This window comes from Acidobacteriota bacterium (genome assembly GCA_016715115.1).
In the GTDB taxonomy this organism is placed as follows: domain Bacteria; phylum Acidobacteriota; class Blastocatellia; order Pyrinomonadales; family Pyrinomonadaceae; genus JAFDVJ01.
The window spans coordinates 437426-461365 of sequence record JADKBM010000004.1 but is presented as its reverse complement, the minus strand read 5'-3'; the positions used below and the strand labels follow the sequence as shown (position 1 = coordinate 461365).

Below are 23940 nucleotides of genomic sequence, written 5' to 3'. Positions count from 1 at the left end.
TCGGCTTTTCCGACGAAGCCCCAAGACAAAGAGCGGCTGCGCCGCCGCTGAGGTTTATTGGCGCCGGCTCATCCTGGCGGCAAGCCGCAAAGTGGCGGCCGTAAGAATCTAGAGTTTTCCGAGGTTAAGTGAAAAATAACCGGGTGCACCCGATTTTATTACTTTCAGGATTGATATCATTTGCCAAAAATTGCGGCTTGCCGCCCGGATCTGCGGAAAAGCCCGGCTTTTCCGACGAAGCCCCAAAACAAAGAGCGGCTATGCCGCCGCTGAGGTTTATTGGCGCCGGCTCATCCTGGCGGCAAGCCGCAAAGTGGCGGCGCTTTCATCATCCGCTTTGCGATGTTGCCGGAAAAGGCCGGCAGTGGTTCGGTGATGAAGTGCGCTTCGAAAAGTGCAGATCTTAACCACTCAGTGGATGAAATTCAACCGCTGAGTGGGTGAATTACAGTACCGGAGCTCAACTCAACCCGCAAGAGTAACGCGTTCACGCGTGACCCAACGTTGGCGTAAGCTCAACCCGCAAGAGTAACGCGTTCACGCGTGACCCAACGTTGGCGTAGCTCAACGTAAGTCACGCCTAAAGGCGTTACTCTTGCGGGAAGGCGTTACTCTTGCGGGTTGACGCAAAGCCATATCGAACTTATCCTTACCAATGAAGTCCCCGAATCTCAAGGTATTGAACTTGTCAGGCATCAGCGAACCAACCAACAACATCATCCCCGCCGCCGGTGAAAATGTAGCCCGGTCGACCGAGGGAATGACGACCAAGGTCGTCAAAGGCAGCATCTGGACGCTCGCCGGACAGGTTTTGCCGATGATGGTCGCCCTGATCGCAACCCCGTTCACGATCCGTTTCCTCGGCAGCGAAGGCTACGGCGTACTGATACTTGTCGGCCTGATCCCAACCTATTTCAGCTTCGCCGACTTCGGTATGGGAATCGCCTCGACCAAGTTCGGCTCCGAAGCCTACGGCGAAGGTGACCCGGAAAAGGAAGGCGAGATCGTCCGCACCGCGGCCGTCATCGCCCTCTGCACGTCACTCCTCTTCGCCGTCCCGATCTTTCTGTTTTCCTGGCCCATCGTCACCGCATTCAACGTCCCCGAGCATTTCCAGACGGCCGCAAACATCGCCCTCAAGATCACATCCGTATCGTTCGTCTTGGGCATCCTGAGCTCGGTCTTAAACACCCCGATGCTCGCCCGTTTGCGAATGGATTTGAATACGGCGGCGAGTTCGGTGCCAAAGATATTGATGGCGCTCTTTACGCCGTTCGTGTTATATCTCGGCGGCGGCGTTGTCGAGGCGGTCTGGGTCGGGTTTTTCGCTGCCATAGTTGGCATCGTCGGCATTCTCTTTATTTCTGGAAGATTGCTTCCGCAGCTTTTTCGGTTGTCGATCAACTCAGAATATCTTCGTCCGTTGGTGAAATTCGGCGGGGGTCTTGTAATCGGCGGCATTGCCGCATTGTTGTTGATCAATCTCGAAAAGATCGTGCTGACACGGATTGTTTCGGTACAGTCGCTCGCGTACTATTCAGTAGCATTTACTTTTGCGAATATGGCGACGATGTTTTCATTTGCAATGATTCAGTCTCTAATTCCGGCGTTTTCACAACTCCTCACTTCCGTGAACCGAACAGAATTCGAGAACCTCTTTTCGAGTGCGGTTAGGTTGAATTTGACATGGCTGCTACCTGCCGTTTGCACGATGGCGATCGCAGCAAAGCCCTTTTTCTCGACTTGGGCCGGTTCGGATTTTGGCTTCAACAGTTCTGCCCCGTTCTATATTCTTCTTTTTGGCCTTTTTTTCAATATCCTCGCCTTTGTTTCACATAGCGCGATTACGGCCTTCGGGCGCACCGATGTATTTGCGAAGCTCTATTGGATCGAATTGGGGGGTTACGCGATTGTAGCAACATATCTTGTTTTCCGATTTCAAATTATTGGGGCAGCATTAGCATGGAGTTTGCGTGTCATTGTCGACTCCGTCGTCGTCATTCTGATATGTAAGAAAGTAGTAGGGGTTGAGTTTCGTTTTTCCGATCACTTGTTTTTCGTCGTTGCCGGTCTTATCGTACTCTCACCGCCGTTAATCTTCGCTTTTTTCGTTGACAATTTTTCTTATTGGCTAATCCCAATTGGATTGCTCTCGTTTCTTGTTTATTCGACTATGATCTGGAATCTTTTCCTTCGTCATTATGAACGGACGTCAATTAGAATGAGACTCGAAGGCTGGTTCAGGATGCAAAAATGATTCGTCAAAGTACTGTTCCAACAACTCAACGGCTGCAGGCGTGTCCCGTATGTGGCTCGGAGAATCGATATGGTCTCTTTTCGTCCCCCGACAGATTACACAACACACCCGGGGACTTTTCTTATGATCGTTGTAAATCTTGTCGGTCGGTCTTTCAAAATCCAATGGTGATATCAGACGACCTGCACCTTTGTTATCCATCAGCATACACGCCATATAGGTATGATCCCGAAACACCCGAAGTCAACCTTGAACCAGATTCCGTTTCGATCGGTAATGCCAACTGGCGCAGTTGGATGCGAAACACAATTGCGGTTGAAATCAAGGGTGGTTCCCAATCGGGCTTGCGTAGGTTCGTTGGACGTGTTCTTTCGCACTTTAGGTTCATAAGAGAGCGCACGTACTTTGGGATTGTTCCGGACGAGTGCATCCCGCGCGGAGAAAGTGGCAGATTTGCGCTGGATGTTGGTTGTGGCGCAGGTTGGATGTTGAAACGGCTAAAGATGGTTGGTTGGATAGCTGAAGGGGTGGAGTGGGATCCAAACGCCGCAGAACTTGCTTCGACCCGTACGGGCTTGAACGTATTCGTCGGCGATTTTCGCAGTATCGATCTACCAGAAGCTCATTACGATTTGATCTATTTGTCCCATGTCTTCGAACATTTCGATAACCCGAACGAGGTTTTAGTGAGATTGCACGGCCTATTGCGAAATCGTGGAATACTCGTTCTTATCTTTCCGAACCCGGTTTCTATCGATTCCCGATGGTACGGAAAGGATTGGTTTGCCTGGGAGGTTCCGCGGCACTTGATCTTGCCCTCACCATACGCAATTCGGCGACTCGCCGAGTCCTCTGGTTTCAGGATAAAGAGGGTTTCATCGAATTGTGCGCGACATCTTTGGGTTAGTTCGAAATCGTACCAACTAGGACTTAATCCGGAGTCGTCTAAACCGGAATTATCCTTAGCTGAAAAGTTAGGTCTGAAACTTCAAACGATATTGACTTTTTTCGGAAAAAAGGTCGGCTCAGAACAAGTCGTGGTCTTGGAAAAAGTTGTCTAGTCCAACACTACTCGTGGGTCGGAGCCGGCCCTTGCATCGCTAAATCGGATTCTCTTTGTATTCTTGTGAAATCGCCTTCTGTTCATATCATTATTCTTAACTGGAACGGCCTCAGCGACACCCTGACTTGTTTGTCAACGGTAACTAAGCTTGCTTACCCGAATTTCCGTGTTCACGTCGTTGACAATGGGTCTTTAGCGAATCAGGCAGAGACGATAAAAGCCGAATATCCAGTCGTAGATGTTCTGCGGCTGGATCAAAATCTCGGGTTTTGTGGGGGTTGTAACGTCGGCATCCGGCGCGCGCTTGACGAAGGTGCGGGTTTCATAATGTTGCTTAACAACGATACGATTGTCCCGCCCGACTTAATTGTTAAACTCGTCGAAGCGAGCGGGAGACTTGAGAGCGTTGGCGCATTGAGCCCTGTAATCTTGCGGTATCCAGAAACCGAAAAGGTGTGGTTTTCGAAAGCCAAATGGCAAAGCGACTGGAAAAGTGGTGTCGCCGCGTTTAGTCTGTCCGATGATGCTGATTATGCGACTTTAGCAAACTCGGTACCGTATACTTCTGAATTCGCCTGTGGATGTTGCCTGTTTGTTTCCGCGGAAGTAATAAAATCCGTAGGGTATCTTGACGAGCGGTATTTTGCGTTTTACGAAGAAGCTGAATGGTGCGCAAGGATGAGACGTCGAGGCTTACTATCCTATGTGATACCAAGTGCCCGCGTTTATCATAGAGTTGGAGGGTCAACGCCGACCTTGGTAATGACATATCTCCTCACCCGAAACCGGCTGCTTTGGATGGAGGAAAATCTGCCGCCAAAGCAGCAACTGCTTTCCTATGTTGTGATGGCCAAGGAACTTGTTTGGCACATCTTGAATTATTTGAAACTCATCCCGAAACGAAAACGACACTTATCCAGAGATTACAGCGTCGCTTTTCTGCAGGGTAACAAGGACTATTTCTTACGACGCTTTGGAAAGTGGGGTCCTAAAGCAGAACGAGTGATTTTTAAGTAGAAAACGAGTCGCTTGGAACATCAAGAATCGTGATTCAAGATAATCAAAGATCTTTCTGTGCACGACATCAATACACAACTTTGGTCACTAAATACACTCAAAAGATGAAGCGTGTCTGTACTGTCGACACGAGCGATGGGATCACATCCAAGGTCGTCAAGGGTAGCATTTGGACATTGATCGGACAGATACTGCCTCTTTTAACGTCGCTTGTTTCGACTCCAATTGTGATTCGTTTTCTGGGTTCCGAGGCTTATGGCGTTTTGGTGGTGATCGGTCTGATTCCGGCCTATTTCAGTTTTGCGGATTTCGGGATGGGCGTCGCTTCGACGAAGTTTGGTTCGGAGGCATATGGAAAGGGAAATCGAGCGGGTGAGGCGGCCATCGTATGGACCGCCAGTGCGGTGGCGCTGACATCGTCCCTGTTTGTTGCCGTTCCGATTTTCCTATTCTCAGATTGGATTGTGAGTGTCTGGTTCAATATTCCGGAGCAATACTGCCGAATCAGCAGCCTAGGAGTAAAGATAACCTCGGTCTCGTTTGTTTTTGCGATACTATCCGGAGTTGTGAACACCCCCTTGTTGGCACGACTTCGAATGGATCTAAACACTCTAGTGACTGCTTTGCCTAGGGTTTTTATGGGAATCGCGACGCCGATTGTCCTGTACCTCGGCGGGTTCGTTTTGGAGGCGGTATGGATCGCATTTCTTGCGGCAGTTCTTGCGCTCGTTGGCACACTGTTCTCGTCTTTTCGCCTATTGCCCGAGATTCTTCGACCACGGTTAAATCGCGAGATGATCGGACCGATGCTTAGGTTTGGCGGTGGGTGGTTAATCGCGATGATAGCGTCGATTCAGCTCATCAACCTTGAGAAGTTCTTCTTGCCGCGGTACGTTTCAGTGCAAGCATTGGCACATTATTCAATCGCGTTTACATTTGCAAACATGACGACTATGTTTTCCTGGGCACTCACACAGTCTTTGATTCCAGCATTCTCGGTTATGACGGGGCAGAAAAAGAAACGGGAGTTCGATGCGCTTTTTGAGCGGGGCATCAGGCTGAATCTAATCCTCTTGCCGCCGACGGTCATGTTCCTCTTTGTTGTCGCGAAGCCCTTCTTCACTATCTGGGCGGGACCGGAATTCGGCCAAGAGAGTTCGTTGCCCTTTTACGTGCTGCTCGTCGGACTTTTCTTTAATATCCTATCGTTGGTTGCGTACAGTACGTTAACGGCAACCGGGCGATCCGATCTTTTGGCGAAACTATATTGGTGCGAACTAATCGTCTATGCTTTTGTTGTCATCTGGCTGGTACGTTCTCTTGGCATCGTAGGAGCTGCTTTGGCGTGGAGCCTTCGTGTTACAATTGACGCGTTCATAACGATTTGGCTGGCAAAACGATCCGCTGAAATTGCGTTTAGTTTTGTGGCTTACTTGTGGAATCTGATTATAGGTATCACAATCCTCTCGCCTCCGGTAATACTGGCGGTGGCTTATGATAATTTCTCGCTTTGGCTTATTCCGGCCGTGTTGGGCTCGTTAGTGGGGTATTTCTACTTCTCGTGGAGGAGATCAACGCAGCGAATTGAAAGAGACTGGTTTGAGGATAAGCTGACGGGGTTGTTTGGGTTGCCGAAATCTTGATGAACGGACGCCACTCTCATAGGTTGGGCACTCGCGCAGATAAATGTCTACTGAACTCTTGATTCAAGAAAAAGATTATCTTCGACAGCGACTTTCACCGTTGGTCGGAGACTCGGACTATTTGCATCTTGCGGACCTTGCGATGGTTCTGAAGAAGTACGAAACTGCGGATCCATTGGTGATTCTGGATTACGGGTGTGGCGGATCGCCGTACCGGTCGTTCTTTCCAAACGCGGACTATAAACGGGCGGATTTTCAGGAGATAGACGGCGTCGATTATACAATTGAGTCGGACAGCAAGATCGGCGCCGAAGATGAAGCATTCGATATAATCCTCTCAACGCAAGTGGCCGAACATGTAGAGGATTCGGCGAGGTATTTTGATGAGTGTTTTCGTCTCTTAAGGGTTGGGGGCCGATTAATTTGCACAACACATGGCACATATCCGGATCATGGATGTCCTTTCGATTTTCAGCGGTGGACTGCGGATGGCCTAAAGCGTGACCTGGAGCGTTCTGGATTTGCGGTTGTGGAAGTGTACAAGCTAACGACAAACACACGCGCGTTGATGTATTTGATTCAACGCTATAGCGGCTGGTTCGAATCCCCGTCATTTCTGTTCAATCTCTTTCTGAGGCCACTTAGGGTTTTGTTTCATCGTGCTCCAGGAGTGTGGCAAAGGGTCGCGGATCGGTTCTTTCCGGGAAATCGGGTTGTTTTATCCGAGACACCAGGTCACGAATTTTACCTCGGACTCGTTGCTTGCGCTGTTCGGCACCGTGACCTCAACGTTGACGTATGAAGAAGATTCAGCTTTTCAGCACACTCAACCCATACCCATTTTGGGCCGGTTCGGAGAGTTTTTGGTTTGATTTCATTTCAGACGAAATTGTGAGATCGGTTGTTCGGTTCGGCGTGGCGCTGGCCGAAAGTCCTGTGACAAAGTCGAAAGGAGCGGAACTGAATGCGTTGGGTGTTGAGACCACGTTTTACAAACATTTCAACAACCATTTCATCCGAAGAAACGTGTATCGAATGTTGGATCTTGGGAGACTGCGTAACTCACGCACACTGCCTTGGTACAATACTATTCTCCGGTCTCAACCGGATTTAGTTTGGTTCAACGTTGCGGCGCTTGCGGACCTGAAAGATCTTTCGTACGCTGTCGACATTTGTAAAGATCTTCGGATACCGTACTGGATCATCCTGCAACATGGCTACGAGGATTTCTTTCTTTCGTCTGAACAAGAAGTCAATCTTGTAACCGGCGTTGCTATATCTGCACAGCGCCTGGTGTTTGTTTCTGACCGTAATCGAAAATCACTTGAGAGATCTATCGGCCAAACGCTTGACAATACTTTCAGAACGGTTAACGCGATGTCGGAGACAAGAATGTTGAAGGCTAGTGAAGTTGCAGCGCAATCGCTTCCCAGAATCGAGGGGACTGCTCGCTTCTTAAATCTTGGACGATTTTCACCGCAAGATAAAGCACAGCATTTGTTGCTTGAAGCTTTGGCTGGGCGGGAATGGGAAAAGAGGGACTGGCGAATGACCTTCGTAGGGGTATCCGACTTTGGAAAATTCTATTTGGAGAGATTAATTGCTTATTACCAGATTAGCCCAAATAGAATAAGTATTAGACCTCACACGTCCGATGTTTTTCGAGAAATCGCAGAGAGCGATGTCTTGTTAATGCCATCGCGATCAGAAGGTATGCCATTTGCAATGCTGGAAGCCATGGCATGCGGGCGACCTTCGCTGGGCACACCGGTCGGTGGTATTCCAGAGTTAGTCATTAATGGGGAAACGGGTTGGCTCGCGAGGTCAGCGGACGCGCCGGGCGTCGAGGACGCGCTAGAAAGGATGTGGGAACAGCGTGACAGGTGGATGGAATATGGTAAGAATGCGATGAAGAAAATTGAGGAAAACTTCTGTCAAAGTTTGTCGCATTCCGAACTCTTGAAGAGCTTGAGATTCGATATTGGAGTATGAACGCAACATATGATTTGAGCGTCGTTATCTCATCATACAACCGAAATAACACGGTTATTGAAACGGTTGAAAGCGTGTTTCGGAGCGATGTCGAAGGGTTGACGGGCGTCGAAGTAATTGTAATCGACGATGGTTCCCCGAATCCGGTGGATTCCGCGCTTTCGCAAATTGTATCAATCCCATTCAAGTTTGACTTGCGATTGCTTACACAACCGAACCGCGGAATAGGCGCGACCAGGAACCGGGGTTTTGCAGAAGCCCGTTCTCAAATTGTGCTTTTCCTTGACGACGATATCATCGTGAAACGGGATACATTAAAGCAGTTTCTCGAAGCTCACAGGCGGCACAATATGCCGGTAATTTTCGGAAGTTATCCATTTATTTCCCACGAGTCTGAATCCCTGCACGAATTTGCCCGGCATTTGTACGGATATGATTCGATCATTCAGAATGAAGAATTTGAGGAGGTTGATGCGATTACCAGCGGGTTGCTTTCGGTAAACAAAGCTCAACTTCCGAAACTCGAAAAGCTGTATCAGGATGATCTTGCAATACCTGCCGCCGAGGAATATGAAATTGTAGCGCGATTCCATTCTTTGGGAATCCCGATTAATCGGGCTCGACATATTTGTGTTATACATAATCATCACCTAAGATTGGGATGGCTTGCCGAACAACAATTTAAGTACGGACTAGGTACCGCCGAGGCGTTCTCCAAATATCCTTATATTGTTGCGTTTGAACGATTTGCTGCGCTGAAGTCGAGTTTGGATTCGCTCGGAGCCTTCCAGGTAAGGAGCATCCTGAAAATGACTGCGGCTTCCAGGATAGGGAGAAATTGCCTTTTGAAATACGTCCAGATCAGTGACCGAATCCTTAAGTCTTCAGAGCGTAACTTCGTTATCGGTTTGATGGCAAGCGCGTTTTATTGGGCTGGATATCGGGAAGGATTACGTCGATTCGCTGGCGGGAAACGATGACTTAGATTCGTCATTGAACGGGAGAGATTCTCGATATGGACCAACTCTATGACTACGTTCTGTTTTCCGATAAGAAGCGGGATTTCCGCCTGAGGCCGGTCGAACATCGAGATATCGAATCATTGCGGGTTTGGAAGAACTTGAACAAGAGGTCGTTTTTTCTCCAGCGGGACATTGCTCCTTCGGAGCAGGAGAAATGGTTCAAATCATTCATGAATCGCCAAGGCGACCATATGTTTATCGTGGAGCAAACCGTCGACGGTTCTTGGGAAGGAATTGGTTGTATGGGGTTTCGGTTCCTTCCCGAGGAAGGTTGTACGGACATCTACAACATAATTAGATCCCGTCGAATTGACCCGAGTTCGTTTTCGATGGGCGATGTCTTTCAAACGATGTTGGCGTTTGCACGTGACAGTTTTCCCGGCTTCCCGATTCGTTGTAAGGTTCTCACAAGTAATCCAGCGATTAAGTGGTACGAATCGAATGGCTTTTCGACAATCGGCGGCGCTCAGGATTATTGCTTGATGCAACTGGACGCGAATCGGGCGTCCGAGTTTACCTATGTTAGAAATACGTTGGGAGACAAATAAATAGCTTAGAATGATTTCAGTTTTTGGTTCAAAAGTAGGCGAAGAAGAAATTGCAAATGTGGCTGCTGTTCTCGAAAGCCAGTGGATGGGTTTTGGGAAGAAGGTCAACGAGTTCGAAGAGAAGTTCTCTGCGAGGCTGGGGATTGAGAATTTCGCGATGGTGGACAGCGGTTCGAACGCTCTATACATGGCCGTAACGCTGTTAGACCTACCAAAAGGTTCAGACATTATTGTTCCCGCGTTCACTTGGGTCTCGTGTGCTCAGGCGATCCTATTGGCAGGACACAGGCCCGTCTTTTGCGATGTTGAATTGGATACATTGAATGTCAGTCGCCGGACGGTTGAAGAAGCTATTACGAATAAGACCAGAGCGATTATGGTCGTCCATTTTGCGGGTAAACCAGTGGATATGAATCCGCTTTTGGAGCTTGGTTTGCCGATTATCGAAGATGCGGCCCATGCTGTTGATTCGAAGTATTACGGTAAACCTTGTGGTGCCATCGCAGATGTCGGCATTTTTAGTTTTGATGCAGTCAAGAACTTGACTACTGGCGAAGGGGGCGGAATCACCTCCAAAAGTTCAGAGATGATGGAGCGAGCAAAAGTGCTTCGTTATTGTGGCATCGGAAAATCCGGATTCGAGGCCGCCGCCGCGAGCGCGGGCAAAAAGGATCGTTGGTGGGAATACAATATTAAGGAGCCGTTTATCAAGATGCTCCCCACCAACATTGCCGCAGCAATAGGCCTCGCGCAATTAGAAAAAATCGATCGACTGCAAGCCTTCAGAGAAATGGTCTGGAGAACTTACCAGTCGGAATTCGCGGACGTTTCCTGGATCGTTCGCCCGATTGACGCGGAACCACATGAAAAGCATTCATACTTCACATATGTCGTCCGCGTTCCGAATCGCGACAGATTCGCGCGCCATATGTTCGAAAATGGGATTTACACGACCCTTCGATACCATCCTTTGCATTTGAATGAGTTGTATAAGAGCCGCAGTGTTCTTCAAAATAGCGAAATCCTTAACGAGGACTCTCTTAGTCTTCCGCTTCATCCAAATCTGACGCTTGATCAGGTTGCTTTCATCATCGAAACGGTCAAGAAATTTGACGTTTGAGAATGCCCCAAGCGGGTTATAGTCGAGATTATGGAAATCAGAACCGTAACGCATCCGAAGTTCGTTACTCGCGACGGCGATGGCGAGGTAAACGGCTTCCTCGTGCCTTTATTCAATGAGCACGACGGTTTCTTTGCGGAAGGTAAGGAACCGAGACAAGTATACCTGACCACCGTTTTGCCAGGAAAGATCAAAGGACCGCATCTTCATTTCGTTCGCACTGGATTCTTCACCTGCATCAAAGGAAACGTCCGCGTAGTATTGAGAGTTGACGGCGACTACGTCGTTTTTCTTAGCGGCGAATCCCATGAATACAGGTCGATTGAGATTCCAACGGGTGTGCCTGCTGCGGTTCAGTGTTTGGGTGATGAGGAAGCGCTCGTCTTAAATATGCCGAATCCTGCGTGGACAGCCGAAATGAACGATGAGCACTCGGCAGATTTCGAAGATTTTGACTTCAATCAATAATAGAGAAATTACCGTCCCCTATTCGCTGTACAGTTCTTCAAGTTTTCGTATCATACCCGCCAGTAAGAACATTTCGCGAACATCCGTCTTTCCTCGATTTGACAACGATTGGCAAAGCTCAGGATTTGATAAGAGTCTCGACGTTGCTCGATATACCGCGTCTGAGTCGCAAAACTCGACGACCAGCGCGTTTTGCTCGTTTCTGACAAATTCAGGCGCAACGCCCGATAATGTAAACACGGAAGGAACTCCCGCGGCCAGTGACTCGACATAGGTTTGGCCGAAGGCTTCTAGCTCAGGATCAATGGGCAAATGGAGGTAAACGTCGAATAGGCGGTAAAGTGCAAACAAGTTGGCTTCAAATTCGATTTCATGGTAGGAGTCAGGCGGGAGCGTTCTCAAAAGACTTGCGATCTCATCTTTATAGTCTCCTTTCTTTGCGTTCGCCAATATGAGAAGCGCATTCGGATGATCTTTGATTAAGTGTTTGAAAGCCTCTATCGCGTATTGAATTCCCTTCCAATGTGAGTACCGCGCGACAACTCCAATAACTGGACTCTTCTTTTTAGGGTTGTATTTTGAGGAGAGGCCCGCAATCTCCTCGTCGGCCACACAATCAAACCGAGCGAGATCAAATCCGTGATGAATTAGCCGAATCTTGGCAGGCGACACATTCTCCTCGGAAACCAGTATTCTCTCAACATTCTTACTGATGGCGATGACGTGCGAGCTTGACGCGTTAACGAATCGGTCGATTCGCTGCTTCCGGTGGTACTTACGATTCTCGTTAGAACTGTGCCGAGTATAGACCCGGGGTTTAATTCGGAGTAATTTTCCTGCGGCTTGACCGACAATATCCGCGATAAACATATGGGTGTGTATGACCTCGGCCCTCTCTTTTCTCAGGATATTGATGAGCTTCAAAAGAACCATCGGTAGATCACGCTTGGTTCGGAAATGTTCTTCATAAACCCTGATTCCCAGTTTGCGGAGCCGGATCGCCAATGGCGACGGTTTGTCATTGAGCATCACGAAAACCAGTTCAAAGCGGCTCGAATCGAGGTTTTCAGCAATCCACTCGAAACCAATGGCATTTTCGATCTGTGAGATAACATAAACGACCTTGCGCCGCTTACTCGTATATTGCATTTGTCTTCTTCCTCGATCTCGATAGTAGACGTTGAATCTTTACGATTAGCGACTGCGGAAGCACGTATTTCATCGAAAGCTTAATGCCCCCCACCTGTCTGAAATTCGATAGATAGAAGCCAAAGTTGCTCAATAGAAAGTACACGCGATCCAAATAACCGACCGGCTCGTAAACAAAGTAGATCAGCTCCCATTTCCTTATCACGAACTCAATCGTTGCTTGAAACTTGGCGTTCGAAAAATCATCGAAAACACGTAAACTCCGAATGAAATTATTCTTGATATCGAGAGGATTACGGCTAAAGGAAACACTGTTTCCATGGTTGCGAAAAACCGACATGAGCCTATTCAAATATGCAATCTCTCCATGCTGAGATAAAAGTACAACAAGGAAATGGTCGCCGGCCAACACGTCCAAAAACCAGTCGGGATACGGTTGCGGTTGAGCTGCTTTGCGGAAGAAGTAACTTGACGTGTGAAAAAACGGCTTGAGCATATAGTCCTCGGTTGTCACGGTTCTGAGGTCTTCGCCGGTTTCACGATTTGCGACGCAAAGCCTGCCGTTGCTTAAGACGAAATGATTGTGACAGCAAAGGGCCGTGTCCGGATTTGCATCCAAATAATCGGCTTGAATCTGAAGTTTTCTTTCATCGGTCCAATAATCGTCGCCTTCGCATAGGGCAATATAATCTCCGTCGCACGCCATCAGCGTCGCGACGAAGTTAGCCATCATACCGACATTTGGCTCACGACGAATGTATTTGATCGTTTCTGGAAATCTTCCTGCGTAGTCGTTGCAGATTGCACCAGTCCCGTCGGTGCTGTCGTCATCTCCGATAACTATCTCAAAACGAAAATCTGTTTTTTGGCGAAGAATGCTCTCGATTGCCTGACCAATGAACTTCTCTTGATTGTAGGCGATCATGCATACGGAGACCTTTGGAAGTTCGGCTTTGGGCATTGCGTTGACGAGTATGTTCACACCTCGTTGAGGCACGACACTATCGAAGATACAAAGAAAGACAAAAATAAGCAATCTTCAGCAGTGCGCGCAAAATCGCTAAATGGTGCAGTTTTATTCTGGATGATGCAGTATTATTAATTGAACAAAAAGAAACGCGCCGAGCTTCGAGCGCGTAGATTCTTGTGACGAATGCAATGGTCAAGTTCACAGTAAGCGTCATCATCCCGAATTACAATTACGGTCAATACCTGAGCGAAGCGATTCAGAGTGTGCTCAATCAGACGTACGCCTGTGACGAGATAATTGTTGTCGACGACGGCTCGACGGATAACAGTCTCGAGGTATTGCGAAGCTTTGGCCGGGAGGTTCATGTCATTCAACAACCGAACCGGGGTGTCGGCGAAGCAAGAAATGCCGGAGCCGCCCGCGCAACTGGCCAGCTGATTGCATTTCTGGACGCGGACGACTACTGGCACCCTACAAAAATTGAGCGGCAGGTTGAGTTGTTTGAGAACGACGAAGATTTAGGACTTGTTATGTGCGGAATGGAGGAGTTCGATTCGTCTGGGAGGATTATTGGTCAATACCTAAACGGAAGAAACGGTTGGTGTGCCCAGGATTTTCTTCGGTTCGAACCTGTCGTCTCGGGTCCGGGCAGTACTAGTGTGATCAGAAAAAGCGTCTTCGACAAGGTTGGAGGTTATGACGCACGAAAGGAACTGCATCCTTCTGAGGACTGGGAACTAAGTTATCGGATTGCATGTGAAGCGAGGCTTGGATTTATTCCTGAAGTTCTTGTCGGCTATCGGAATCACGGTCGAAACGTTCACTTGGAGATACCGCGAATGGAGCGGGCAATGTTGATCGCTTTTGACAAGATATATGCGAACGGGCCGAATACGATACTGGTCCTTAGAAATACAGCATATGCGAAGCTTTACGCTGTTCTAGCTGGAAGTTATTTTCATGCGGGAGATTACAGTTCGTTCATTCGAACAATGGCAACGAGTTTGCGGTACAGCCCGAAGGGAATTGTCGGGTTTCTTTCATACCCTTTGCGTGTAATCAAACGTAAACAATGGCTAACCAGATAGCCGGTTATGGTGCTCTATGTCGAAGTCGCTCTATGTCTGCTATTTCAGTCTGCGCGAGCCATTGGTTCAAACGCAGGTTCTGCCGTATCTTCGCGAGATTCGAAAAGGGGGCACGGACGTATCTATCCTAACGTTTGAAACCAATCCGAAAGCAAATTGGAGCCGAACGGATGTCGAGGCCGAACGTTCGAAACTTGCGGCCGAAGGCATCGATTGGGAATTTCTTACCTATCACAAACGCCCGTCGGTGCCGGCCACCATTTTCGATGTCTTCTGCGGCGCTTTCTATATTTGGAGAAATGCGAGGCGGAAAAAGTTTGATATTCTCCATGCGCGAGTGCACACCCCGGCGCTGATGTGCGCAATCGCGAATCGTTTTCTTTTCGGAAGAAAGCCAAAACTCCTTTTCGATATTCGGGGTTTCTTTCCCGAAGAATACGTCGATGCGGGACTTTGGCCCACCGGCGGTTTGCTTTTCCGGACCGTAAAAGGTCTGGAACGGTGGTTGATGCGAGTTTCGGACGGATTTGTCTTGCTCACGGAACAGGCTCGGAACATTTTGTTTCCCGAGAGCACTGACACAGGCCGGGACAGAAACGGGCGGCCAGTTGAGGTTATTCCCTGCTGCGTCGGTTTCGATCGGTTCGAAATTGTCAATGAGGAATTGCGGATTGAGATGCGATCCAAACTTTGTATAAGCGATCGCTTGGTCATAGCATATGTCGGAGCATTTGGCGGTTGGTATCTAACTGAGGAAACCGGTAGATTCTTTGGAGTGTTGCGTCAAGAAAAGCCAAACGCCTACGCGATGATTCTTACACAATCCGACCCGGAGTTGATTCGGACTCTCTTAGAAGACATGGGCTACGGCGTTCACGATTACCTGGTAACAAGAGTCTCGCCGGATGACGTCCCGAAGTATTTGAGCGCGGCCGATGCGGCAATCTCATTCATTAAGCCATGCTATTCGAAAAAGGCTTCGTCGCCAACAAAGAACGCGGAGTATCTGGCGTGTGGGCTTTCGATAATTGCGAACGACGGTATTGGAGATACGACCGATCAAATTGAGACCGACGGGACTGGCGTTGTTATTCGAGACTTTGAATTGAAGTCACTCTCAATCGCGATCGAAGGACTCGATGCGCTTATGAAGGATCGCAAATCCCAAAGTGCGATTTGTCGCAGAAGCGCAATGGAACGATTTGATCTTTCGGCGGTTGGCGGAACGCGGTATCGTCGGTTATATGCGAGGCTTTTGACGAAGAATCCCCAATCGCAATAGTACGGAGATGCGATTCGATCGATCGGATTCTTCAGTTTGGTTTTAACCAACCTCGCAGGTGACGGCCTGGACGCCGTTTTGCAATCTCGGAACATAGTTGTTAGTATCGACCACTTAGGCTTTTATGAGAGTTTTGGCGATAGTCCCCAGCAGATTCGATACGACCCCGGGACAAAGATTCCGAATAGAGCAATGGGAGCCGATTCTTGCCTCTGAGGGGATAGAGATTGAATACTCTCCGTTCGAAACCCCCGCACTTAACGAGATTTTACATTCCAACGGGAGAGTGCTTGCGAAGGCGAGAGCGGTTCTCCAGAGCATCGCGCGCCGGAGGCGGAATCTAACATCCTTGGCCAATTATGATTTGGTTTACGTTTTTCGTGAATCGGCCTTATTCGGTCCCGCATGGTTCGAACGGTTAGTTGCCCGAAGCGGTGTTCCAATGGTCTTTGACTTTGACGACGCGGTTTTCCTCGCATATAAGAGTCCGACCAATGGCTACCTTAGTTATTTGAAGTTTCCCGGAAAAACTCAGACGATAATTAAATGTTCTGCGCACGTCATGGCAGGGAACGAGTTCCTGGCTGACTATTCCCGCCGCTTCAATCACAATGTCACAATTATCCCGACTACAATTGATACGCAAAAATACCGCGTTGTCGAAAAACCGACAAATCTCGATCAACTTACTGTAGGGTGGAGTGGCAGTTTTAGTACCGTCCAACATCTCGATACAATTCGCGACGTTCTTCAAGAACTTTCTCGTGAGAAGGATTTTCGTCTCCGTGTAATCGGCACGGGCAGTTACGAGATTGAAGGCATAAACGCTGAAGCGGTTCCGTGGAGATCCGAAACGGAGATTTCGGATTTATCGCATATTGATATTGGTATTATGCCACTGCCTGACGATGCTTGGAGCAAGGGGAAATGCGGTCTGAAAGCATTGCAATATATGGCGCTTGGAATTCCGACAATCTGTTCTCCGGTCGGGGTAAATTCGACGATCATCAAAGATGGGATCAACGGCTTTCTTGCCGCAAGCAAAACTGAGTGGGTTGAGAAACTGAAGCGGCTTTTGGATTCTCGAGAACTTCGACTTCGTCTGGGAAGAGAAGGGAGAAGAACGGTCGAGCAGGAGTATTCAGCTCATGTACAAGCGCCACGCGTCGCCGAACTGTTCAAGACCGTGGTAGGGAAACGCGTTAGTAGTTCATATGGAAAAACATAATATTCTTGTCACGGGCGGTGCCGGGTTCATTGGTTCACACCTCGTGGATGCACTCGTCGAGAAAGGACATCGGGTTCGAATTCTCGATTCAATCGTGGAACAGGTTCACGGCGGGAAAGTTCCCGAACACATTAACAGGCACGCCGAGTTTATTCGTGCCGACGTTTGTGATGCCGACGCTGTTTCAAAGGCGCTCGACGGAATCGATGTGGTCTATCATGAAGCCGCTGAAGTCGGCGTCGGGCAATCAATGTACGAGATCGTGCGCTACGTAAAGGCCAATGATCTAGGAACGGCGGTTGTCCTTGAAGAGATGATCAAACGAGCCGGTCAGTTCCGAAAACTCGTTGTCGCATCGTCAATGTCGATTTACGGTGAAGGCGCGTATGTCTGTTGCGGCTGCGATCAAACGACATATCCTGAACTTCGTTCCGGCGAACAACTCGCGGCCCACGAATGGGAATTGAAATGTGGAAAATGCGGATCGGAGTTGAGATCAATCGGAACGACGGAAGAAAAGCCGCTGTTTCCGACCTCGGTTTACGCCGTCAGCAAGCAGGATCAGGAACAGTATTGTATTTCTGTTGGTCGAGCATACAAGATTCCGACCGTTGCGCTTAGGTATTTCAATGTTTACGGAACTCGTCAGGCGCTTTCAAATCCGTATACCGGAGTTTGCGCGATCTTTTCATCGCGTTTGCTTAATGATCAGCGGCCGATGATTTTCGAGGATGGCGGCCAGACTCGCGATTTCGTGCATGTCAGCGATATAGTAAAGGCGAATCTCCTTGCGCTCGAAACGGACAAGGCCGACTATCAGCCGGTAAATATTGGCAGCGGGCGTCCGATTTCGGTCGGCGAAATCGCTGCAATGATTGCACGCGGACTCGGAAAGGACATTGTGCCGGAGTATGTCGGGAAGTACCGTGAAGGCGACATTCGACATTGTGTTTCGGACATCTCGAAGGCCCGGACCCTTTTGAATTATGATCCTGGAGTTACGCTCGAAGACGGGCTCGTGGCCCTGCTCGAATGGGTTGGCAAACAAAGCGCCGATGATCGCGTGCTTTCCGCGACGGCGGAATTGGCGGCACGCAATCTCGTCAAATAGCGACGCGACGGATGAGTTCATCGAACATCGACGCCAAAACCGTAGAAGGGTTTGGAGAGGAATGGAGTCGCTTTGATCAGTCGGATCTCGACGAGACCGAGCGGCTCAGGATCTTCGACAGCTATTTCCGGATCTTTCCGTGGGACGAACTTGATTCGGATGCGGTCGGATTTGACCTCGGTTGTGGCAGCGGGCGTTGGGCGAAGTCGGTCGCGCCGCAAGTTGGACGGCTCCATTGCATCGACGCGAGCCGAGACGCCCTCGAAGTCGCCCGGCGAAATTTGGGCTCAAGTTCAAATTGCGAATTTCACAACGCCTCTGTTGACGAGTTTCCTCTTCCTGACGGATCGATGGATTTTGGTTATTCACTTGGAGTGTTGCATCATATTCCGGATCCGTTGGAAGGAATCAGGCAGTGCGTGGCGAAACTCAAGCCGGGCGCGCCGTTTTTGATCTACTTGTATTATGCATTTGATAATCGACCCGGTTGGTTTCGCGGCTTGTGGTTCATTTCGGATGTCTTGCGCCGAATGATCGCGGCACTGCCGGCACGGATCAAGCACTTCGTGACTGATGTCCTTGCGCTCACGATCTATGTTCCGTTTTCGCGAGTTGCCGGATTTGCCGAGTTGATCGGATTCGACGTTTCGTTTTTTCCATTGGCAAACTACCGGGACAAAAGCTTTTACACCCTCCGAACGGACGCGCTAGATCGGTTCGGTACGCGGCTCGAATTTCGGTTCACACGCATCGATATCGAGAAAATGCTGTCGGGAGCCGGACTTGAAAGAATTGAATTCAGCGATGAAATGCCACATTGGTGCGCGGTCGGATTTAAGAAATAGCCTATGTATATTTTGGGTTTAACAACGCTGGGCGATTCGGCCGCCTCCTTGATCAAAGACGGGGTTATAGTTGCGGCGGCCGAAGAAGAGCGCTTTTCGCGCAAAAAACATCACAGCGGGTTTCCGTATGAAGCGATTCGGTTCTGTCTCGACACTGCCGGCATCGAACTGAAAGATGTCGAACACGTTGGACACTATTGGAAGCCTTGGATTCTCCGGCATAAGGCGATGCAGGCGCTGAAGGCGGCGTTTGTCTCGAAAGAGATGTTCAAAGCGCGGGCGGATCGTGGAGTCGCTCAGGTTTCGGACAGTTATCTCGGAATGTTCAAACACCCGAAACGTTTGCGCGAGCATTTCGGTCCGTCTGATTTCAAGTTCCATTATCTCGAGCATCATCAGACGCACGCTGCGTCGGCCTTCTTTGTTTCCCCGTTCGATTCGGCCGCGATCCTTACCTGGGACGGAACCGGCGAGGACACGACGACCTTGTTCTGCCAAGGTAAGGGCAACAAGATCAAGGTTCTGAAACGCATCAAACTGCCGCACAGCCTTGGGCAGTTTTACTCCGCCGTCACCAATTACATCGGCTTCGACATGTTCGCAGGCGACGAGTGGAAGGTGATGGGGCTCGCGGCATACGGTAAGCCGAAATACTACGATTTTCTCCGCGAACGCGTTCTGAAAAAGAATGCAGGCGGCGGATTCGAATTCGATATCACGGTTCTCGACCATCATCTCGCGAAACACTATCAATTCCCCGATGCGATCACGAACGAGATCGGTCCCGGCCGGAAGAAAGGCGAGGAACTGACGGAACACCATTGGGATATCGCATGTTCGGCGCAAAAAGTGCTCGAGGACACGGCAATCGCTCTGGTCAAAGACATCAAAGAAATGACGGGCGAGGAGAATCTATGTATGGCGGGTGGGGTCGCCTTTAACTCGGTTATGAACGGCCGCATTTTCCACGAAACGCCTTTCAGGAATTTTTATGTGCATCCGGCGGCCGGCGATGCCGGATGCAGTCTCGGTGCGGCCTATTTTGTTTGGCATCAAAAGCTGGGCAATCCGCGAAGTTATGTCATGAACAGCGCATATTGGGGACCCGGATTCAGCCACGAACAATGTCAGTCCGCGCTCGATGCCGCGGGGTTGGAATATGAGACATTGCCCGACGAGGTGCTGTTGCCGCGCGTCGCAAAAATGATCTCGGAGGGCGCGATCATCGGCTGGTTCAACGGCCGGATGGAGTGGGGGCCGCGGGCGCTGGGCGCGCGATCGTTCGTTGCGGATCCGCGCCGCGCTGACATGCGCGAGATTCTCAATCATAAGGTCAAGCTTCGCGAGTGGTTTCGGCCGTTGGCACCGTCGATGCTCGAAGAATACGGGCGGGAAATTTTTGGTGTCGAGCACCACGACCCTTTTATGATTACGGTCATACAGGTTGCAGAAGAATGGAAGAAGAAGATTCCGGCCGTTGTTCACGTTGACGGAACTGCGCGGCCACAAATGGTAAACAAGGCAGTTAATCCGCGCTATTGGACTCTTATCGATGAATTTCGGAAGATCACCGGAATCCCGCTTCTTCTCAATACGTCATTCAATATCCAGGAACCGATAGTCTGTACGCCTGAAAACGCGATCAATACGTTTCGGAATGCGAGTTTTGATGCCTTGATATTGGAAAATTGTTTAGTAATTCGACGAGATTGATCGGTTTGAGATGAGCAAAGCCTGGGCAATTCTTTGTTTTTTGATTGCTTTGACGTTTGTCGTCACAGCTGGTTTTGAAGGTGCGGTTGCGGCTCTTTTCACGGCAATCATCGCTCTTCCAGCTCTTCTGGCTATTGGTCGACTAACCGACGACACGCGGTTCTTGTCTAAATTGTTCCTTTCCGCACTCGCGCTCAGACTTGCATTTGGTTTGTTTATCTATGTTTCGGGCCTCCTAGAGTTTTTTGGCGCTGACGCGGTAACTTATGATGGACACGGAAAACAGATTGTTGATGTTTGGTTTGGTCTTGCAAATTCCGATGATTACTTGTCAATACGCGCAATGAGCACCGGAACGCCAGGTTGGGGAATGAACTACCTCGTCGCGCTGATCTATCTCGTGACCGGGCCAAACCCTCTTGCGGCGCAGTCCTTTTGCGCGGTTATCGGCGCCGCGACATCGCCGCTGGTCTATATCTGCTCGATGAAGATCTTCCATAACCGGCGCGTCGGCAAGCTTGCCGCCCTGCTGGTCGCGTTTCTCCCGGCTTTCATCATTTGGTCTGGGCAACTGCTGAAGGACGGGCTGATCATCTTTCTTCTGGTTCTGGCGATGACGATGGTCATCAGGCTCCAGAAGAATTTCAGTTATGTCGCCGTCGCGGTTTTGATCTTCTCCCTTTTCGGCATCCTCTCGCTGCGTTTTTATATCTTCTATATGGTCGCGGTCTCGGTCGCCGGGAGCTTTATCATCGGACAGAGCGGATCGGCGAAGTCGATGGCTCGTGGCCTGATTCTGCTGGTCATAATGGGAGTCGCGTTGACATATTTGGGCGTTTTGCGAACGGCAACCGATAATTTTGAAAAATTCGGCGACTTTGAAAGGCTTCAGGCGAGCCGTTCGGATATGGCAAAACGCGGTGATTCGGGATTCGGCGAAGACCTGGATGTCTCAACCGCTGAAGGTGCGGTCGTCGCGCTTCCGATCGGGCTTCTCTTCCTGATGCTGGCGCCGTTTCCGTGGCAGGCGACGAGTTTGCGGCAGGCGATCACGATGCCCGAAATGTTCGTCTGGTGGGCGATGATCCCGCTGATCTTTACCGGTCTCGCCTACACCATCAGGCATAAGCTCCGCGAGGCGATCCCGATCCTGATCTTTACGCTGATGCTGACAATCGCTTATTCCATCTTTCAGGGGAATGTCGGGACGGCGTACCGGCAGCGGACGCAGATCCAGGTGTTTTTGTTTATGTTCATCGCCGTCGGTTGGACGCTGATGCAGGAGAAGCGCGAGAATCATCGGGCGGCGCGGCTGGCCGCGCGGCAGAAACAGGAAGCGCATTTAATCAAACGGGGCGTTGAAGGCTAAGCGATGTGCGGAATTGTCGGATTCGTAAACAATAACGGCCGCGCCGCGGACCGCTCGGCGGTCGAGCGGATGAACACGGCGATCGTCCATCGCGGGCCGGACGACGACGGTTTCTACGTCAACGAAAACGTCGCGCTCGCGATGCGGCGCCTCGCGATCATCGATCTCGCCGGCGGGCATCAGCCGATGTTCAACACCGACCGTTCGAAGGTCATCGTTTTCAACGGCGAGATCTACAACTTTCAGGAACTCCGCGCCGACCTCGAAAAACTCGGCGACAAGTTTTACACAAACTCCGACACCGAAGCCATTGTTCACCTCTACGACCGCTACGGCGCGGACTGCATCTCATATTTGCGCGGGATGTTCGCGTTCGCCATCTGGGACGAAACCGACCGCTCATTGTTCATTGCGCGCGACCGCGTCGGCAAAAAACCTCTGCTTTACGCGCACCGGCCGAACGGCGATCTTGTTTTCGGATCGGAATTTCGGGCGCTTTTGGAACACCCGGACGTCCCGCGCGACGTCGATTACGAGGCGATCGACAGCTATCTGACATATCTCTGCGTGCCGGCGCCGCAAACGGCGTTCGCCGCGATCCGCAAGCTCGAACCGGGCCACTGGCTTCGCTGGAAGGACGGCAAGGTCGAAACGAAACGTTACTGGCTGCCGGATTTTTCCCGAAAAATAAAGATCGACGAGACGGAAGCGATCGAAGAAACGACCCGCATCCTGAAAGAAGCCACCCGTCTGCGGATGATCTCCGAAGTCCCTCTGGGAGCATTTCTTTCGGGCGGAGTCGATTCGTCGGCCGTCGTCGCGCTGATGGCGCAGCTTTCGGACCGACCGGTTAAGACTTTTTCGATCGGGTTCGAGGAACAGGATTTTTCGGAACTGAAATACGCGAAACGCGTCGCCGAGCACGTCGGCGCCGAATACAACGAGTTCATCGTCCGTCCGAACGCGCTTGAGATCCTTCCGACACTTGTGGAACACTACGGCGAGCCGTATGCGGATCCGTCAGCAATTCCAACTTATTACGTTTCTAAGGAGACGAGGAACTTCGTCACCGTCGCGTTGAACGGCGATGGAGGTGACGAGAGTTTTGTGGGCTACGAGCGACACGTGGCAATGCGATTCGCCGAATACTATCGGCGGCTGCCGGAGTTTCTTAGGCGAAAGCTAATCGAACCTTCACTGACGTCGATTCCGAGCTCGACCAATTTCCGGAGCAAGTTCGTTCGATTCCAACGGTTTCTTCGTGCCGCGTCGATGTCGCCGTCGGATCGTTATGTACTGTGGCTCAGTACATTTGACGCTGCCGGCAAAGAAGAGCTCTACTCAAACGACTTGAGAAGCAAAACGATCGGGTCGATTCCGCATAGGTTCTTCGCCAAGTATTTGGACGAGCCGAAGGGGACCGGAATCGTAGATACCGTTCTCTTGACCGATCTGATGAACTACTTGCCGAACGATCTGCTGGTCAAGGTCGATATCGCGTCGATGGCGAATTCGCTCGAGGCGCGTTCGCCGTTCCTCGACCACAAGCTGATCGAGTTCGCGGCCTCATTGCCGGAACGGTTGAAACAACGGGGAACTGAGACGAAGACGCTTCTAAAGAAGGTGGCAGCTCGCCTTGTGCCGCGCGACGTGATTTATCGCCAGAAAATGGGCTTCGCGATCCCGATCAAATACTGGCTTGGCAATGAATTGAACGATTACACACGAGAAGTACTTTTGTCGGAGAAGGCCGGTCAGCGTGGACTTTTTGATCCAAACGTCGTCGAAAGACTGATCGACGAGCAAAAATCCGACATTAAGGATAACTCCTGGAAGATCTGGACGCTTCTGATGCTCGAACTTTGGTTTGAGCGGTTTATCGATCAATGAAAGTCGTTATTCTGACCGGCGATCAGCCGAATCAAAAAGCACTCTGCAACAAGATCGCATCTCTTGCGGATGTTGCTTCGATAGTGCTGTCCCGTAATACTCCTCGGCGTCGACCTCCGTTCGTTAAGAGAATACACCTTTTTGCGGCCCGCCTTAGTACACGGT

At 50.1% G+C, this 23940-nt stretch carries 20 protein-coding genes; 18 read left to right on the top strand and 2 right to left on the bottom strand.

The window, feature by feature from the left end; translation table 11 throughout:
- The first annotated feature begins 128 nt into the window (after positions 1–128).
- From IPN69_04255 to IPN69_04205, 11 genes are all read left to right on the top strand, one after another.
- A complete protein-coding gene (locus tag IPN69_04255) occupies positions 129–407 on the top strand; it encodes a hypothetical protein (GenBank protein ID MBK8809926.1) in 279 nt (92 codons plus the stop codon).
- A gap of 248 nt (positions 408–655) precedes the next feature.
- A complete protein-coding gene (locus IPN69_04250; GenBank protein ID MBK8809925.1) occupies positions 656–2257 on the top strand; it encodes a flippase in 1602 nt (533 codons plus the stop codon).
- A 164-nt stretch (positions 2258–2421) separates the two neighbouring features.
- A complete protein-coding gene (locus IPN69_04245; protein MBK8809924.1) occupies positions 2422–3318 on the top strand; it encodes a class I SAM-dependent methyltransferase in 897 nt (298 codons plus the stop codon).
- A gap of 65 nt (positions 3319–3383) precedes the next feature.
- Positions 3384–4337, top strand: coding sequence for a glycosyltransferase family 2 protein (locus tag IPN69_04240; GenBank protein ID MBK8809923.1), 954 nt, complete (start codon positions 3384–3386; stop codon positions 4335–4337).
- Between the two features lie 80 nt (positions 4338–4417).
- On the top strand, positions 4418–5980 hold the full coding sequence (locus tag IPN69_04235; protein ID MBK8809922.1) for a flippase: 1563 nt from the start codon (positions 4418–4420) through the stop codon (positions 5978–5980).
- A gap of 43 nt (positions 5981–6023) precedes the next feature.
- Complete coding sequence (locus tag IPN69_04230) at positions 6024–6782, top strand: methyltransferase domain-containing protein (GenBank protein MBK8809921.1); 759 nt, start codon at positions 6024–6026, stop codon at positions 6780–6782.
- On the top strand, positions 6779–7972 hold the full coding sequence (locus IPN69_04225; protein MBK8809920.1) for a glycosyltransferase family 4 protein: 1194 nt from the start codon (positions 6779–6781) through the stop codon (positions 7970–7972). Before IPN69_04230 ends, IPN69_04225 begins: the two co-directional genes overlap by 4 nt.
- Positions 7969–8952, top strand: a complete 984-nt coding sequence (locus IPN69_04220) for a glycosyltransferase family 2 protein (GenBank protein MBK8809919.1) — start codon at positions 7969–7971, stop codon at positions 8950–8952. Before IPN69_04225 ends, IPN69_04220 begins: the two co-directional genes overlap by 4 nt.
- 35 nt (positions 8953–8987) lie before the next feature.
- The gene (locus IPN69_04215; protein MBK8809918.1) at positions 8988–9542 is read left to right on the top strand and encodes a GNAT family N-acetyltransferase; all 555 of its coding nucleotides are present in this window, start codon (positions 8988–8990) and stop codon (positions 9540–9542) included.
- Between the two features lie 10 nt (positions 9543–9552).
- On the top strand, positions 9553–10662 hold the full coding sequence (locus tag IPN69_04210) for a DegT/DnrJ/EryC1/StrS family aminotransferase (GenBank protein ID MBK8809917.1): 1110 nt from the start codon (positions 9553–9555) through the stop codon (positions 10660–10662).
- 30 nt (positions 10663–10692) lie between these two features.
- Positions 10693–11130: a WxcM-like domain-containing protein gene (locus IPN69_04205; protein MBK8809916.1), complete on the top strand. Its 438-nt coding sequence runs from the start codon at positions 10693–10695 to the stop codon at positions 11128–11130.
- An 18-nt stretch (positions 11131–11148) separates the two neighbouring features.
- Here the strand turns inward: IPN69_04205 and IPN69_04200 are convergent, their stop codons facing one another.
- The gene (locus tag IPN69_04200) at positions 11149–12279 is read right to left on the bottom strand and encodes a glycosyltransferase family 4 protein (GenBank protein ID MBK8809915.1); all 1131 of its coding nucleotides are present in this window, start codon (positions 12277–12279) and stop codon (positions 11149–11151) included.
- Positions 12263–13261 (bottom strand): glycosyltransferase, encoded by a 999-nt coding sequence (locus IPN69_04195; protein MBK8809914.1) that lies wholly within the window; start codon positions 13259–13261, stop codon positions 12263–12265. The genes IPN69_04200 and IPN69_04195 overlap by 17 nt, the downstream gene beginning before the upstream one ends.
- Positions 13262–13437: 176 nt before the next feature.
- Here IPN69_04195 and IPN69_04190 point away from each other — a divergent pair, with 176 nt between their 5' ends.
- The 7 genes from IPN69_04190 to asnB all read left to right on the top strand — a co-directional run bounded on the left by IPN69_04190 (position 13438) and on the right by asnB (position 23775).
- Positions 13438–14337, top strand: coding sequence for a glycosyltransferase (locus IPN69_04190; protein MBK8809913.1), 900 nt, complete (start codon positions 13438–13440; stop codon positions 14335–14337).
- Positions 14338–15968: 1631 nt separating this feature from the next.
- Positions 15969–16847: a glycosyltransferase gene (locus IPN69_04185; protein MBK8809912.1), complete on the top strand. Its 879-nt coding sequence runs from the start codon at positions 15969–15971 to the stop codon at positions 16845–16847.
- Complete coding sequence (locus tag IPN69_04180) at positions 16834–17958, top strand: SDR family NAD(P)-dependent oxidoreductase (protein MBK8809911.1); 1125 nt, start codon at positions 16834–16836, stop codon at positions 17956–17958. Before IPN69_04185 ends, IPN69_04180 begins: the two co-directional genes overlap by 14 nt.
- 11 nt (positions 17959–17969) lie before the next feature.
- Positions 17970–18803 carry a class I SAM-dependent methyltransferase gene (locus IPN69_04175; protein MBK8809910.1) on the top strand — a complete coding sequence of 278 codons (834 nt, stop codon included), beginning with the start codon at positions 17970–17972 and terminating at the stop codon, positions 18801–18803.
- A 3-nt stretch (positions 18804–18806) separates the two neighbouring features.
- A complete protein-coding gene (locus IPN69_04170; GenBank protein ID MBK8809909.1) occupies positions 18807–20516 on the top strand; it encodes a carbamoyltransferase in 1710 nt (569 codons plus the stop codon).
- A 343-nt stretch (positions 20517–20859) separates the two neighbouring features.
- Positions 20860–21885, top strand: a complete 1026-nt coding sequence (locus tag IPN69_04165; GenBank protein MBK8809908.1) for a phospholipid carrier-dependent glycosyltransferase — start codon at positions 20860–20862, stop codon at positions 21883–21885.
- A 3-nt stretch (positions 21886–21888) separates the two neighbouring features.
- On the top strand, positions 21889–23775 hold the full coding sequence (asnB, locus tag IPN69_04160; protein ID MBK8809907.1) for an asparagine synthase (glutamine-hydrolyzing): 1887 nt from the start codon (positions 21889–21891) through the stop codon (positions 23773–23775).
- Positions 23776–23940: the final 165 nt, after the last annotated feature.